Here is a 13,325-nt window from a genome sequence, read left to right as displayed (position 1 = left end):
AATTATTTCTCCTTGCCTTGCTTCGAATCGGTGCTGCTACTTTCATTTTTATCATTCATCAAAGAGGTGACATCCTCCGTCTCAATATGGAGGATAAAGTCACCTGTGGCCATCATCGGTTCAAAGAAAATACTGCTTTTCATTTTTTCTCCGAAGTTTTCACGGATAGCAGTAACACTAAACAGCGCGTAAACGATTACGGATATAATAAAGAAAAATTTGCTTGCACCAACAATAAATCCCAACGCACGATCCACACTGCCCAAACCGCTAAGAGAGCTCAGTTTTTTAAATCCTGCCCCTAATGCGACCATTAAAAGCCAAAAAATTCCAAGGGCAAAGATAAAACCCACTAAATTAATCGCCGTCACCGTCTCGAAATGAAACAAATTGTCACTTAAAAATTTACCGATGAGCCCACCAATGTGAGAAGCAATAAAAATACCTCCAACAATGCCGACAAGACCGAAAACTTCTTTCGAAAAGCCGTTTAGCAATCCTTTTAATCCCAATAGCAGTACGATTGACCCAACAGCAACATCAAAATAATTCAAATCCATTAAAACTCCATTTCCATTCTATCTTTACCATTATTTTTAGCTCGGTACAAAGCAGTATCGGAACGCCCTATAATCGTATCGATAGAGTCCCCTTCGGTAATCTTTGTTAATCCGATACTGAGTGTTACCGGAATCTGTTTATTTTGGAAGAGGGGTTTATTGTTACGACACAGACTTAATAGCCGTTCTCCAACCAGACGGGCCCCTTCAATGTCGGTACGGTTAAGGAGGATGATAAACTCTTCTCCTCCGAATCGGTAAACCCTATCTCCGTCTCGAAGGGCTTTTTTAAAGAGTTTTGCAATAAAAATTAGAACTTTATCTCCGGCAATATGACCAAATTGGTCGTTAATCGATTTGAAATTATCAACATCAAGCATCAGTGCAAAAATTTCAAAATCCAAATGCTCTTTGGTTAGGACAGCTTTTAGATGTTCTTGGAGCGCGTGGCGATTGAATGTTTTAGTCAATGGGTCTAATGACGTTTTGATTTCCAAGTTTTTGACTTGATCCACAAGCCCTTTTATCACTTGATTGGCACGAACGACTTCATCGCTCAAATGTGTTTGTATATCATTGAATTTTTGAGATATTTTTCCAAAATCGATAAGATCCGACGAGGATGTTTCTTCAATGAGTTCGGCATGCTTTTCCGTAATTTTTTCAATCGTCTCATTGCTGGCGGAATACGAATCAATACTTTTTTGAGCAAGAATTTTGTATTCGTTGATCGAACATTCTTTGTAAGCTTCAAGATCAAATTCGCCGTTTGTATAGGCTTCAAGTAAGTCTTGTACGGCAGTTGTAATTATTTCGGCAAATTCAGCAGGGGTCACATTCGCCTGACGTCCTTTGGCCGCATCAAGATGTGCCGATAGCTGTTGACACAAATGGGCTAAAAAAGGGTTGTTTTCGCTGTATGACATCAGTAGCCTTGAATATCTTAAAATGATGATATTATACTTTTTAAAACATAAATCTAACTTTTGGTACCTTTAATCAGTCCCTTTTTAGGATAAAACGATAGAATTCGGATACTTTAAAAAAAAATTAACGTTTTTACGAACGGTGCGAATAGGAGACGATGTAATGAGCGCTTGGAGCCGATCGAGCTGGAGAGATAAACCGATAAAACAGCAACCTACATATCCTAATCCGATAGAGTTGGAAAAAATTGAAGCACAGCTTCGTAACTATCCACCGTTAGTATTTGCGGGAGAAGCGCGTACACTCAAGAAAAATTTTGCTGACGTGTGTGAAGGAAAGGCCTTTTTGCTTCAAGGCGGTGATTGCGCTGAAAGTTTTTCAGAATTTCATGCACATAATATACGAGATACATTTAAAGTCATTATGCAAATGGCGGTTGTCATGACATTCGCTGGTGGGGTTCCTGTTGTGAAAATAGGACGTCTTGGCGGGCAGTTTGCAAAACCGCGTTCATCGGACAATGAAAGCCTTGATGGTTTGACATTGCCGAGCTATCGCGGCGATATTATTAACGGTGTCGATTTTAATGAACAAGCACGTATCCCTGATCCGCATCGAATGGTTCAAGCGTATAACCAATCGGCTGCAACACTTAATTTATTACGTGCATTTGCTTCAGGCGGTCTTGCCGATCTGCATCAAGTTCATGCGTGGAATCTTGGTTTTGTCGGGCAAAACGAGATGACTAAAAAATACGATGAACTATCGCGTCAAATCGATGATTCCCTCCGTTTTATGGCGGCGTGCGGAATAACTTCCGATACCTATCGCACATTGAGAGAGACCGATTTTTACACCTCTCACGAAGCGTTATTGCTCAATTATGAAGAGGCATTTACCCGTCAAGACTCCTTAACGGGTGAGTGGTACGATGTCTCATCGCATATGCTTTGGATTGGAGATCGTACCCGTCAGCTTGATGGTGCACACGTTGAGTTTATGCGTGGAATTCAAAATCCGATCGGCGTTAAAGCCGGCCCTTCTATGGATCCGGAGGATTTAATCCGATTGTGTGATGTTCTTAACCCGAATAATGAAGCAGGGCGGCTCAATGTAATCGTTCGAATGGGTGCGGATAAGGTTGCTGATGGAATGCCTGCATTGATCCGTGCGGTTGAGAGAGAAGGTAAAAAAGTACTTTGGAGTTGTGACCCGATGCACGGTAATACGATCACGAGTAACGGATATAAAACCCGTCCGGTTGACTCGGTACTCAAAGAGATGAAACAGTTTTTTCAAGTGCATAGAGCTGAGGGGACATATGCAGGAGGGGTACACTTGGAAATGACAGGGAAAAATGTTACTGAGTGTTTAGGCGGATCGTTTGAGATTACGTCAGAAAATCTAAAAAGCCGTTACCATACCCACTGTGATCCTCGTCTAAATGCGGATCAATCGCTCGAACTTGCTTTCTTAATTGCTGATACCCTTAAAGAAGCACATCGTTAAAAGCAAAGCTATTTTTGACATTTCGGGCAAATGCCCGAAATAACAATCGACACTTCATCTGCAATATAATTACTTTCCTGAATCGTATTTTTTAAGAGTTGTATCGAATCGAATGGAATATCGATGAGCTCTCCACACCTCTTACAGAGTGCATGCGCATGAGGCTGCTTTTCAATTTCATATTTTGACTTCATACCCGGAACTTTTACTTCCCGTATTAAGCTTACTTCCATCATTGTATGAATATTTTTATAGAGAGTGGCCAAGGAGATCGAGGCAAAAATTTCCCGAATCAGATAAAAAAGTTCATCTATACTGATATGTCCTGCACGCTGCATTAATGCAATAATTGCCATACGCTGCGGTGTAGCTTTTAACTGATACTTCTGAAGTAGGTTTTGATAATTCATAATAAAGAATTATAAGAAGAATTTGCAAGAAGTTTACTAAAATGAAGCGAACACGAGAAAAAATTCAAGCTATTTTTAGAACATCAGTGTGAAGTTATCCCCTTGACCCAAGAATAGGACTTGGGTAATTTTAAAAGTACTTACAGTGTGCTGATAAAACGAAGAAGTTCGTCGGGCTTATTGGAATATTGCATTGCAGTCTCTTTGCTAACAATTTTTTTGCGTAAAAATTCGACAATCTCTTGGGTTTGGGTTGTCATATTTGTCCCCGTTTGATTCAACTGCATTTGGGAATAAAGTTGATGTACTTTGTCTTCACGGATAAGATTGGCGATAGCAGGATTGGTGATCATAATCTCTTGGGCAGCAATACGTCCCCCGCCTATTTTTGGTAATAGTGCTTGAGAGATAACAGCAATCAATGAGGTTGAAAGTTGCGCACGAACTTGTGGCTGCTCATCTCCTGAAAAAACGTCAATGATACGGTTGATAGTTTGAGGTGCCGAGTTGGTATGGAGTGTTCCAAAAACCAAGTGACCGGTTTCGGCCGCAGTTAGAGCCGCTGAAATAGTTTCGCGATCACGCATCTCCCCAATCAGAATTACGTCAGGATCTTCACGCAAAGCATATTTAAGTGCTGCAGAGAAACTTTTTGTGTCAGTACCGACATTACGGTGCGAAAATAGGGCTTTTTTATTGGTGTGTACAAACTCTACAGGATCTTCAACGGTGATAATATGTCTGGCTTCATTCATATTGATCTCATTAAGCATCGCTGCAAGGGTGGTTGATTTACCACTACCGGTCGGACCGGTTACAAGGATCAGCCCTTTTTCACGTTTAATAATCTCTTTAAAGATTTTTTTGGCATTCAGATCATCAAGCGAAGGGATGATAACCGGAATGATACGAAAAGCACAGGCAACCTCGTCCATTGTTTTATAGTAATTGGCACGGAATCGGCCTACTTCAGGGATTACAATAGAAAAATCGAGTTCATTGTTCTCTTCAAATGCCTTTTTTTGTTTTTCCGTCAAAAGAGTATAGGCCATCTCTTCAATATCTTTTCCGTCCATTACCGGAAGATTAAGGGCTACCAAGCGTCCATCAATGCGGATTTGCGGTTCTGATCGGCTAACGAGGTGTAAGTCGGATGCTTTGTACGCGACTACACTTTTAAGGAGTTTGTGGATATCTAATGCGTTATTCATGAGTTAAATATTCCTTCGTATTGGTGTAAATCAAAGCCAACGATTAAGTCGGCATCTGTTTCAATAACAGGCCGTTTGATGAGACGATTATCTTTGGCCATCCATTCGATTTTACCGTGCTCGTCGAGATTGAGAGATTTGAGTTCCAACGTACGGTAGGTTGTCCCTTTTGTATTGAGTAAGCGTGAAATATCACTCCGTTTAACCCAATTTTGGATCACTTCTTGAGAGACGGGAGATGATTTAAAATCGTGGAAGATATAGGGAATATGCTTTGTATCTAGAAACTGGAGTGCTTTTTTGACACTACCGCAATTTTTGATTCCATAGATATGAATCATAAGTTACTCGATGATTTTCGGTACGATGAAAAAATGTTCACCCGCATGGGGTGCATGGGCAAAAATATTATCGTTGATAGCTCTATCAACATGTCCCATATCCTCACGAAGAGGTGTCGCGGCATTACTCATAGCAAAAGTAGGATCGATCCCTTCGGTGGAAAGTTCAGAAAGATTATCAACAAATGAGACGATTTCACTCAATTGGGAAATCATCTCCTCACGTTGTTCTTGCGGGATTTGAAGATAGGATAGCTTTTCCAACCGTTGTAATAAAGTTTCGTCGATTTGCATGGTTGCCTTTCGTGAGGGAATGTGAAAATTATTGTACCGAAAAAAAAGGAAGATTCACTCGGTTTACAAATATTTAACGAATCATAAGATATGATTGTACAATTTATGATAAAAAACAGGAGCATTTTTGAGTCTGAAAGAAAATATTGAGGCCCTCAAAGAGGAGCTGAATTCCGAAGAAAAATTTTTCGAAAGTGCGGTGAGAACGGAACGTTTTGTAAAACGGTACCAAAAACCTTTAATCGGAAGTGTAGTTACTTTATTACTCGCTTCCGGTGGTGCAATTGCGTATAGCGCTTATACCAATGCGAAAATTGAGAGTTCGAACGTGGCATTTAATACACTTCTTTCCAATCCCAAGGATACAGTTGCATTAAAAACGCTTAAAAATGATAATCCTGAGCTATATGATGTTTGGAGCCTTTCTCAGGGAATCGCACGAAATGATGTGACTCTTTTAGACTCTTTAAAAAATTCAAAAGCTTTTGGAGTCTCCGATATCGCTAGCTATGAGTCTGCTGCAATTAATGAGGACAAAGCCGGACTTGAGAGTTATACCAAAACACAAGGGGCGTTATATAAAGACCTTGCTTTGGTTGAACTTGCTGTAATGGCTATTCATCAAGGTAATATTTCCCAAGCGCATGAACAGATTGCCCTTATTCCGGAAGATTCACCTATGTATCAAGTGGGACGTTCGTTATCTCACTACGGAGTGAAATGATGAGGACTATTTTACAGGGATCGTTGATTTTATCGATGTTCATTTTTAGCGGGTGTTCTCATAAAGAGGTCTATAAACCGGAAAATATAAAAGGGACTTGGGAAAGTGCTGGCCGTTTAAGCGGCTCAATTCAGCAGGTTTCTCAATCAGCGGCTGTATTGGAAAATGGAAATTTGCTAGCTCATGACGGTGAAAAACATCTTAAAATCCCGCATGATTTTAAACTGATTAATCTAAGTGACGGATGGATTATTACCGAAAGCCCGGAGAGTAATTTGGTGTTGTTCCCTGAAGATGGTACGGACACTAAAGTGACTTTTGAATTAAAACGGGGTGTTGCCGCTGCCAGTATTCAAGGAGATACGGTAGCTGTATTGTTTAGCAATAATGAAATGGCTCTGTATTCTCTTGAGAGTAAAAAACTTCTCTTTAAAGAGACGTCGAATGCTCCAATTGCAGTGGATGCACGGATTGCCAATCCTTATTTTCTCAAAGAATTGGCACTCTTTTTAACTTTGGATGGGAAAGTTGTAATTGTCAATACACAAACCAAACAGGTATTGCGATCGGTTGTTATTAGTTCGGATGAACTTTTCAACAATGTGACTTATTTGAATGTCATTGAAAATAATCTTATTGCTTCAACAGGAAGTGGGATTTTAGCGCTATCACAAAAAGAGGCTCGTGAAAAATACGAGCTTCGTAATATCGCGTATACGGCGGATGGAATTTGGCTGACAACAAAACAGGGAGAAGTGATCGCCCTTAGTCCGACATTGCAATTTAAAGCCAAGAAGAAATTCCCTTTTGCCCACTTTGTGGGGATCAGTGTTCAGAAAGACCGCGTGTATGTTTTGGAACAAGAGGGGTATATGATTGCGCTGAGCAAAAATCTTCTTGCGTATGATATTTATAATATTGATATGAAAAGAGATAATAAGATTTTCGTTGGCGACGGACGGTTCTATTTCGATAATCGCTATCTTGAAATTAAGTAATGTCTCCAAGCCTTGATGCTTTTATAGAATACATCACGGTTATTAAAGCACTCAGCCCGCGTACTATTGAAGCGTATAGCCACGATTTAAGCGAGATCGAAAAGAGTACACACAAAGATCTTATCTCATTAGATTCCAAAACTGTTTTTACAGTATTGGGAACTATTGTCAATAAGCGAACCCTCAATCGTAAACTTTCTGCGATAAACTCTTTTTTGGATTTTTGCCATCGAAATCGTTTTGACTCTGCTTCCTCGAAATTTCCCCTCTCTAAAATACCCAAAAATCTTCCTAAATACTTGACCTATGACACAATCCAAACCGGACTTGAATGGATTGAGCGAAGCGAATGGATTGGATTACGCGATTACGCCATGATCCTTTTTTTATATGCGACCGGTGCACGTATTAGTGAATGTCTTGCGGCGGAAGAGGGGGATATCGAGGGGGAATGGCTCCGTATCCGTCATGGGAAAGGGGAAAAAGAGCGTTATGTCCCTATTGCGGAGGAAGCATTGAGAGCATTACGAAGGTATCAAGATGCATCTCCCTATAGTAAGAGAACCTTATGGCTTAATTATCGCGGTGAACCGCTTAGCCGTATATCTGCCTTTAAAATTACCCAGAAATATTTGGGAGTTTCACCTCATGCATTGCGTCATTCCTATGCGACGGCACTTATTCTCGGCGGTGCGGATCTGCGTGTCGTCCAAGAGTTGCTCGGACATGCATCACTGTTAACGACACAGATATATACCCATGTCCAAAAGCATAATCTTCAAGAGACGGTATTGAAACATCATCCGATGGCAAATCTCTCAGCAAAAGGAGATCAAAATGATTCTTTGTGATATTGGCAATACTTCGGTTGATCTATTCCGTGATGGGCAGCGCATCAAGTTAAGTCTAGATGAGTTTGATCCTGGATCGATAGACGTTGATATCTATTATGTCAGTGTTAATGCCTTTTTTAATGAACGTATTCAAAACCATCCGAATTGGCATGATCTGCGAGAACTCATCGACTGGGATAAATACTATCCTACGATGGGCATTGACCGAATTATGGTGTGTGAAGCGGTAGAAACGGGTGTTATCGTCGATGCAGGGAGCGCCATTACGGTCGATGTCATGGGTGGCGGGATCTATCAGGGAGGATTTATCGCATTGGGGCTTCGTACAGCACAAGAAGCATATGGAAGGCTCTCTCCTGCATTGAATATGTCATTTAACTTTGAGGTAGATTTGGCTAAAATGGCAAAAAATACTCCCGATGCACTCACTGTCGGTTTTTTGGCTCCTTTGATCTTTAAGATCGAGAGCTTGGGAAAACCCATTTATGTGACCGGAGGGGATGCCGTACTGTTGTCCCGCTTTTTTAGCGAGGCAGTGGTGGATGAAGATCTGATCTTCAAGGGGATGATAAAGTTGATAGAAAAAGGTGTTAAATGCTAAGTGTCGCACTCCCGAAAGGGCGGATTGCCGAAGATACGTTGGAAATTTTTGAGACTATTTTCGGGAGCAGTTTTAAATTTGATGATCGTAAATTGATCCTTCAGACCGAAAATTTTAAATTTTTGCTGGTAAGAAATCAGGATGTAGCAACGTATGTTTATCATCAAGCTGCCGATATCGGGGTTGTAGGACTCGATACACTGGAAGAGCAGGGGTTGGATGTGATTCGCTTACTTGATCTGCAAAAGGGGAAATGCCGTGTCGCTATTGGTATGCGTGCGGGGGAAAAACCGGATTTTACGAAAAGTGAGATCAAAGTTGCAACCAAAATGGTGAACATCACCAAGCGCTATTTTGCCGAACGTGCCGTAGCTGCCGATATTATCAAACTCTACGGTTCGATTGAACTCGCTCCGCTTGTCGGGCTTGCTGATATGATTGTGGATGTGGTTGAAACCGGGAGCACGATGAAGCAAAACGGGCTAGAAGTGGTTGAAACGATTATGGAATCAACGACGCACCTTATCGCCAATAAAAACAGTTTTTTTGAGAAAAAAACTGAAATCTTAGATATTTATGAAAAAATAAATACTCTTTTGTATGCTAACAAGTAAAAAATTCACTATTGGTTAACAATTACCCTCTAGAATCTCAAAAATATATATAAAGGATATGACAATGTCAAAAATTATAGTTCCAGCCGCATTATCTCTACTTTTAGGAAGTTCTGTATTAATGGCAGACAGTTTTACGACGGTTGAATATGTCAATGTAATACGTTCTGTTCCAAGCTATTCAACCGTCCAAGAACAAGTTCCCAATGAAAAATGTTATGATGTTCAGGAACAAGTTAATTCAGGAGACGGTGGAAATAACGATGTCATTGGTGCCGTCGCCGGAGGTGCTTTGGGTGGAGTCTTGGGCCATAATGTTGGAGGCGGAACCGGAAAGACTGCAGCTACAGTCGCTGGAGCCGTTCTTGGAACATTAGCCGGCCAAAATGTGGGGAGTAAATACAATACCCCAACCAATGCAACCTATCGGACCGTTCGTCGGTGTGAAGTGGTTAATACCGTTCAAACCCGCCAGATTCTGAATGGTTATAGTAATGTGGCTAAGTTTAAAGGTAAAGAGATTGTGGTTGACAGCGATCAAGCGCTTAAACAAATTCCGGTTACCGTCACGTACAGTTACTAAGTTTATATGCCCGCAAGACGGGCATTTCACTTCCACTCTTAATCCTTTTTTAGCCTTTTTTAGTTAATATACTTTATATTTTTTAGAAGAATTGTAGAGGAGACTTTATGGCACTTAAAGTAGCAATCAACGGTACCGGAAGAATCGGAATAATCGTAGCAAAAATTATTGCTGAGCGTAGCGATATCGAGTTGGTAGCGCTTAATACCACCTCAAAACCGGAAATGTTGGAGTATCTTCTTAAATTTGACAGTGTACATCGCGGTATTGATGCCAAAGTTATTGATGAAAATACTATTGCGATCGGTGGCAAAAATGTTCGTATGTTTCGAGACCGTAATATTGAGAATGTTGATTTCGGGAGTATGGGTGCAGAAATTGTTATTGAGTGTACCGGTGTTTTCTTAGATCAAGAAAGTTGTCAAAAACATCTCAAAAATGGTGTTAAAAAAGTCATTATGTCGGCTCCTGCAAAGGATGATTCTCCAACGTATGTATATGGTGTTAATTCTGATGCCTATAAAGGTGAAGCAATTATCTCTAATGCCAGTTGTACAACGAACTGTCTTGGTCCAATTTGTAAAGTGCTTGATGATGCATTCGGAATTGAGAATGCTCTTATGACCACTATTCACTCCTACACAAATGATCAAAATATATTAGATGTTAAACATGCAAAAGACCCTCGTCGTGCTCGCGCGGCTGCTTTAAATATGATTCCTACCTCTACGGGAGCGGCTAAAGCAATAGGGAAAGTAATGCCACATCTCCTTGGAAAGTTAAACGGTTATGCAATGCGTGTGCCCACTCCGGATGTGTCGGTCGTAGACTTGACCGCTAATCTCTCTACGACAGTTACCAAAGAAGATATTCATGCTGCATTTAATACTGCAAGTACTGGGGCTTTCAAGGGACTAATTGAAGTAGATACTGACAAACGTGTATCGTGTGATTTCATAGGTTCAACTTTCAGTGCTACCTATGTACCTGATATGACCAGTGTGGTCAATGGTACTACGGTAAAAGTATTAGCTTGGTATGACAACGAGTGGGGATACAGCAGTCGTTTAGTAGATATGACGGTTCTTATCGGCACCCATTAATGCCTACGTTTACTAACCACTTCAATACTAAAACGCTTGACCCTTTTACATTAGAAAAAGGGTATGAAGCATTGCTCTATGAGATGCAAAGCGGAAATATAGGGTATTATGATCTACCCAAAAGTTCAGTTGCTTTGGTTGAAGAAATTACACCATTGCGTTTAGAGATCGAGAAATACTATGATACGATTGCCGTTGTCGGTATTGGTGGTTCTTCCCTTGGAATTAAAGCGATTGATCGTTTACTGCGTCCTAAGACTCCAAACGCAAAAAAAATTGTTTATTTTGAAAACTCAGATCCGGTAAGCATTCTTCATGAAATGAATCGTATTGACAAAACTAGAACCTTATTTATAATTATTTCCAAATCAGGTGGGACGGTAGAGACTCTTTCTATTTTTAAACGATTGATTATTACTTTTGACCTTGTTTTAGACCATTCTCAACAAATCCTTATTATTAGTGATGAGGGATCAATCTTATCCCAATTTGCAGATGAATATCATTTAAGACGATTTGTCATCCCAGCAAATGTAGGAGGACGTTTTTCGGTCTTGAGTTCGGTAGGTATAGTACCACTCACTTTGGCAGGTTTTGATACGCTATCTGTACTTCACGGTGCGCAAGATTTTCTAGAGAGATTTTTGGCGCGTAAAGAGGAACATGTAATTCAAAAAGCCTCTTATTACGTCACCCATTCAGCACGTATGCCTATGAATGTGTTGTTCGCGTATTCTGATATGTTTGAAGAGTTTGGAAAGTGGGTTGTTCAATTATGGGGGGAATCACTTGGAAAGCGTAACCGTTGTGGAGAGCGCGTAGGATTGACTCCTATCTCACTTATCGGTTCCGTTGACCAACACTCCTTTTTGCAGCTTATTATTGAAGGCCCATTGAATAAAACAGTTACGTTTATGCATATAAAACACTCTGACGTAGAGCTATTGATTCCGAAGCTTTCTCTCAAATATCTTGAAAAAAGTGATTTCGTTAATGGGATAAGTTTTAACCATTTGATAAATGCCCAATGTCAAGCAACAATGCAAAGCGTATTGCAAAGCGGAGCAAGTGTTGACGAGATCGAATGGGATAAATTGGATGAAGCCTCCATCGGAGAGATGATCCTTTATTATGAGCTTCTGACCTCACTTAGCGGTGCATTATTGGAAATTAATACCTATGATCAACCGGGTGTGGAGCTTGGTAAACAGATCTTAGCGGGTTATTTTCAAAAATAAAACGTTTTTAGGGATATTGCCTAAGAACGTTTTATGATGAGATGATCTTCAGATTCTTTGTTAAGTGCATCCATGAGCTTGAATAGTGTTTGGCTTGCCTCTTCCATTGACTGAAAATTCGTGAGAATTTCTTCTTTATGATCAATCGAATGATCTCCATCTTCAACAAAGATCAGATTGCTGTGCACTTTGTTATGGACCAATGTGTGAGGAGCTTCAATCTCTCTATAACTTGGTAAATGAGAGAACCGTTCTTTTCCTGCACCTGTTTCGTACCATTTCCCTAATCGACAGTTGTGATGATCGGTAAAATGGTCTTCACTTTGTCCGTTAGCGATCGCTTTATAGGCATTGGATTTAAACATGATATGATCAATTTTAGACAATGTAATGAATGTCGTATTCTCAATAGCCGTTGTTTGAAGGGCAGCTTTTTTGGCATTTTCGTTGAACATATGAAGTGTGTGGGTAAATGATTCAATGGATTGACTTGACTCATTAGCGATATCACTCATATCTTCAGCGTTAGAGTGGATTTCCGTGGTCTCTTGCTGGAGAGTTTGTACTGCAATAGCGATTTCCCCTGTTGCTTTCTGCGTCCGTTCGGCAAGTTTTCGTACTTCGTCTGCGACGACGGCGAATCCTCGTCCGTGTTCTCCTGCTCGTGCTGCTTCGATAGCGGCATTGAGGGCGAGAAGATTGGTCTGATCAGCAATGTCTTTGATCAAATTGACAACGGAGGATATTTCACTGGTCTTTTCATTGAGTGAATTGATCGCATCGGCAGAGGTTTGAACCAATTCAATGAGCCGGCTGAGTTTGATGTTAATAATCTCTAATTCACTGACGGAGTTGGATGAGCTTTCGGAAGTTGTTTGACTGATTTCGGCAATTGTGTGCAGTCTTTTGATGGTATTTTGTAAATCACCTTGGATGACTTCCAATCCCCCTCCGACACCCGAACCGATTTTCCCAAGTTCGCTGTTGAGTACTGACTTTTGTATATGGATATAGGTAGAGTGCATCGATTCAATCGCTTTGTTAACGTAATTACTTGCCTCTTTGAACTCACCTTGGAGCCCTCTGATAATAATTCGACGATGGAATTCATCGCGGCTTGCAGCTTCGACACTGGCACGAATTTCGCGCATAAATACTTCGGTTTGATCAAGCATATTGTTGGTATTCCAACACAAAGCGCTTAACTCACCAAAGTCTTCTATGTGCGTTATCCGATTTTCGAGATTTCCTGTTTCAGCCCCTTTTATGACGGCAGCGACTTCATGAATTGTTTTTTGAGCTTTACGTATATTTATAAAAACAAACCATGCCAAAGCAAAGTTTGCAATATTGAGAAG

16 protein-coding genes and 1 pseudogene are annotated in these 13,325 nt (G+C 40.5%); 9 read left to right on the top strand and 8 right to left on the bottom strand.

Going from position 1 to position 13,325, the window contains the following annotated elements; genetic code table 11:
* Window positions 1-2: 2 nt before the first annotated feature.
* Together WC407_RS01445 and WC407_RS01440 are read right to left on the bottom strand one after the other, a co-directional pair.
* Window positions 3-560 (bottom strand): CvpA family protein, encoded by a 558-nt coding sequence (locus WC407_RS01445; protein WP_373020381.1) that lies wholly within the window; start codon window positions 558-560, stop codon window positions 3-5.
* Window positions 560-1,486, bottom strand: a complete 927-nt coding sequence (locus WC407_RS01440; protein ID WP_373020379.1) for a GGDEF domain-containing protein — start codon at window positions 1,484-1,486, stop codon at window positions 560-562. The genes WC407_RS01445 and WC407_RS01440 overlap by 1 nt, the downstream gene beginning before the upstream one ends.
* A 163-nt stretch (window positions 1,487-1,649) precedes the next feature.
* On the opposite strand from WC407_RS01440, the gene WC407_RS01435 reads away from it, so the two are divergent.
* Complete coding sequence (locus tag WC407_RS01435; RefSeq protein WP_373020376.1) at window positions 1,650-2,996, top strand: class II 3-deoxy-7-phosphoheptulonate synthase; 1,347 nt, start codon at window positions 1,650-1,652, stop codon at window positions 2,994-2,996.
* Between the two features lie 8 nt (window positions 2,997-3,004).
* On the opposite strand, the gene WC407_RS01430 is transcribed toward WC407_RS01435, so the two are convergent.
* The 4 genes from WC407_RS01430 to gatC all read right to left on the bottom strand — a co-directional run bounded on the left by WC407_RS01430 (window position 3,005) and on the right by gatC (window position 5,252).
* Window positions 3,005-3,406 carry a Fur family transcriptional regulator gene (locus WC407_RS01430; protein WP_373020374.1) on the bottom strand — a complete coding sequence of 134 codons (402 nt, stop codon included), beginning with the start codon at window positions 3,404-3,406 and terminating at the stop codon, window positions 3,005-3,007.
* A gap of 140 nt (window positions 3,407-3,546) precedes the next feature.
* The gene (locus WC407_RS01425; RefSeq protein WP_373020372.1) at window positions 3,547-4,617 is read right to left on the bottom strand and encodes a type IV pilus twitching motility protein PilT; all 1,071 of its coding nucleotides are present in this window, start codon (window positions 4,615-4,617) and stop codon (window positions 3,547-3,549) included.
* Window positions 4,614-4,958 (bottom strand): arsenate reductase family protein, encoded by a 345-nt coding sequence (locus WC407_RS01420; protein WP_373020370.1) that lies wholly within the window; start codon window positions 4,956-4,958, stop codon window positions 4,614-4,616. Before WC407_RS01420 ends, WC407_RS01425 begins: the two co-directional genes overlap by 4 nt.
* Window positions 4,959-4,961: 3 nt before the next feature.
* Window positions 4,962-5,252 (bottom strand): Asp-tRNA(Asn)/Glu-tRNA(Gln) amidotransferase subunit GatC, encoded by a 291-nt coding sequence (gatC, locus tag WC407_RS01415; RefSeq protein WP_373020364.1) that lies wholly within the window; start codon window positions 5,250-5,252, stop codon window positions 4,962-4,964.
* Window positions 5,253-5,379: 127 nt separating this feature from the next.
* On the opposite strand from gatC, the gene WC407_RS01410 reads away from it, so the two are divergent.
* The 8 genes from WC407_RS01410 to WC407_RS01375 all read left to right on the top strand — a co-directional run bounded on the left by WC407_RS01410 (window position 5,380) and on the right by WC407_RS01375 (window position 11,967).
* Window positions 5,380-5,976 carry a hypothetical protein gene (locus WC407_RS01410; RefSeq protein ID WP_373020362.1) on the top strand — a complete coding sequence of 199 codons (597 nt, stop codon included), beginning with the start codon at window positions 5,380-5,382 and terminating at the stop codon, window positions 5,974-5,976.
* Window positions 5,973-6,974 carry a hypothetical protein gene (locus WC407_RS01405; protein ID WP_373020360.1) on the top strand — a complete coding sequence of 334 codons (1,002 nt, stop codon included), beginning with the start codon at window positions 5,973-5,975 and terminating at the stop codon, window positions 6,972-6,974. The genes WC407_RS01410 and WC407_RS01405 overlap by 4 nt, the downstream gene beginning before the upstream one ends.
* Window positions 6,974-7,825 (top strand): tyrosine-type recombinase/integrase, encoded by an 852-nt coding sequence (locus WC407_RS01400; protein WP_373020358.1) that lies wholly within the window; start codon window positions 6,974-6,976, stop codon window positions 7,823-7,825. Before WC407_RS01405 ends, WC407_RS01400 begins: the two co-directional genes overlap by 1 nt.
* Window positions 7,812-8,429: a type III pantothenate kinase gene (locus tag WC407_RS01395; protein ID WP_373020356.1), complete on the top strand. Its 618-nt coding sequence runs from the start codon at window positions 7,812-7,814 to the stop codon at window positions 8,427-8,429. Before WC407_RS01400 ends, WC407_RS01395 begins: the two co-directional genes overlap by 14 nt.
* A complete protein-coding gene (hisG, locus tag WC407_RS01390) occupies window positions 8,423-9,043 on the top strand; it encodes an ATP phosphoribosyltransferase (protein WP_373020354.1) in 621 nt (206 codons plus the stop codon). Before WC407_RS01395 ends, hisG begins: the two co-directional genes overlap by 7 nt.
* A 64-nt stretch (window positions 9,044-9,107) precedes the next feature.
* Window positions 9,108-9,626 (top strand): glycine zipper 2TM domain-containing protein, encoded by a 519-nt coding sequence (locus WC407_RS01385; protein ID WP_373020351.1) that lies wholly within the window; start codon window positions 9,108-9,110, stop codon window positions 9,624-9,626.
* 107 nt (window positions 9,627-9,733) lie between these two features.
* On the top strand, window positions 9,734-10,729 hold the full coding sequence (gene gap, locus WC407_RS01380; RefSeq protein WP_373020349.1) for a type I glyceraldehyde-3-phosphate dehydrogenase: 996 nt from the start codon (window positions 9,734-9,736) through the stop codon (window positions 10,727-10,729).
* Entirely contained in the window at window positions 10,729-11,967 is a 1,239-nt protein-coding gene (locus WC407_RS01375) for a glucose-6-phosphate isomerase (protein WP_373020347.1), read from the top strand. The genes gap and WC407_RS01375 overlap by 1 nt, the downstream gene beginning before the upstream one ends.
* 20 nt (window positions 11,968-11,987) lie before the next feature.
* Here WC407_RS01375 and WC407_RS01370 read toward each other — a convergent pair whose 3' ends face one another.
* Together WC407_RS01370 and WC407_RS01365 are read right to left on the bottom strand one after the other, a co-directional pair.
* Window positions 11,988-12,332 (bottom strand): CZB domain-containing protein, encoded by a 345-nt coding sequence (locus WC407_RS01370; protein WP_373021090.1) that lies wholly within the window; start codon window positions 12,330-12,332, stop codon window positions 11,988-11,990.
* A gap of 45 nt (window positions 12,333-12,377) precedes the next feature.
* Window positions 12,378-12,992, bottom strand: a pseudogene (locus WC407_RS01365) (methyl-accepting chemotaxis protein); the annotation flags it as partial.
* Window positions 12,993-13,325 lie beyond the last annotated feature (333 nt).

The organism is Sulfuricurvum sp., from assembly GCF_041651515.1.
Classification (GTDB): domain Bacteria; phylum Campylobacterota; class Campylobacteria; order Campylobacterales; family Sulfurimonadaceae; genus Sulfuricurvum.
The sequence above is the reverse complement of the archived record's forward strand: the minus strand, read 5'-3'. Positions and strand labels throughout refer to the sequence as shown.

Excerpts from the sequence above, each read along its gene's own strand:
- WC407_RS01445 (WP_373020381.1), bottom strand. The coding sequence starts at position 560 with ATGGATTTGAATTATTTTGATGTTGCTGTTGGGTCAATCGTACTGCTA.
- WC407_RS01440 (WP_373020379.1), bottom strand. The coding sequence starts at position 1,486 with ATGTCATACAGCGAAAACAACCCTTTTTTAGCCCATTTGTGTCAACAG.
- WC407_RS01435 (WP_373020376.1), top strand. The coding sequence starts at position 1,650 with ATGAGCGCTTGGAGCCGATCGAGCTGGAGAGATAAACCGATAAAACAG.
- WC407_RS01430 (WP_373020374.1), bottom strand. The coding sequence starts at position 3,406 with ATGAATTATCAAAACCTACTTCAGAAGTATCAGTTAAAAGCTACACCG.
- WC407_RS01425 (WP_373020372.1), bottom strand. The coding sequence starts at position 4,617 with ATGAATAACGCATTAGATATCCACAAACTCCTTAAAAGTGTAGTCGCG.
- WC407_RS01420 (WP_373020370.1), bottom strand. The coding sequence starts at position 4,958 with ATGATTCATATCTATGGAATCAAAAATTGCGGTAGTGTCAAAAAAGCA.
- gatC (WP_373020364.1), bottom strand. The coding sequence starts at position 5,252 with ATGCAAATCGACGAAACTTTATTACAACGGTTGGAAAAGCTATCCTAT.
- WC407_RS01405 (WP_373020360.1), top strand. The coding sequence starts at position 5,973 with ATGATGAGGACTATTTTACAGGGATCGTTGATTTTATCGATGTTCATT.
- WC407_RS01400 (WP_373020358.1), top strand. The coding sequence starts at position 6,974 with ATGTCTCCAAGCCTTGATGCTTTTATAGAATACATCACGGTTATTAAA.
- WC407_RS01395 (WP_373020356.1), top strand. The coding sequence starts at position 7,812 with ATGATTCTTTGTGATATTGGCAATACTTCGGTTGATCTATTCCGTGAT.
- hisG (WP_373020354.1), top strand. The coding sequence starts at position 8,423 with ATGCTAAGTGTCGCACTCCCGAAAGGGCGGATTGCCGAAGATACGTTG.
- WC407_RS01385 (WP_373020351.1), top strand. The coding sequence starts at position 9,108 with ATGTCAAAAATTATAGTTCCAGCCGCATTATCTCTACTTTTAGGAAGT.
- gap (WP_373020349.1), top strand. The coding sequence starts at position 9,734 with ATGGCACTTAAAGTAGCAATCAACGGTACCGGAAGAATCGGAATAATC.
- WC407_RS01375 (WP_373020347.1), top strand. The coding sequence starts at position 10,729 with ATGCCTACGTTTACTAACCACTTCAATACTAAAACGCTTGACCCTTTT.
- WC407_RS01370 (WP_373021090.1), bottom strand. The coding sequence starts at position 12,332 with ATGTTTAAATCCAATGCCTATAAAGCGATCGCTAACGGACAAAGTGAA.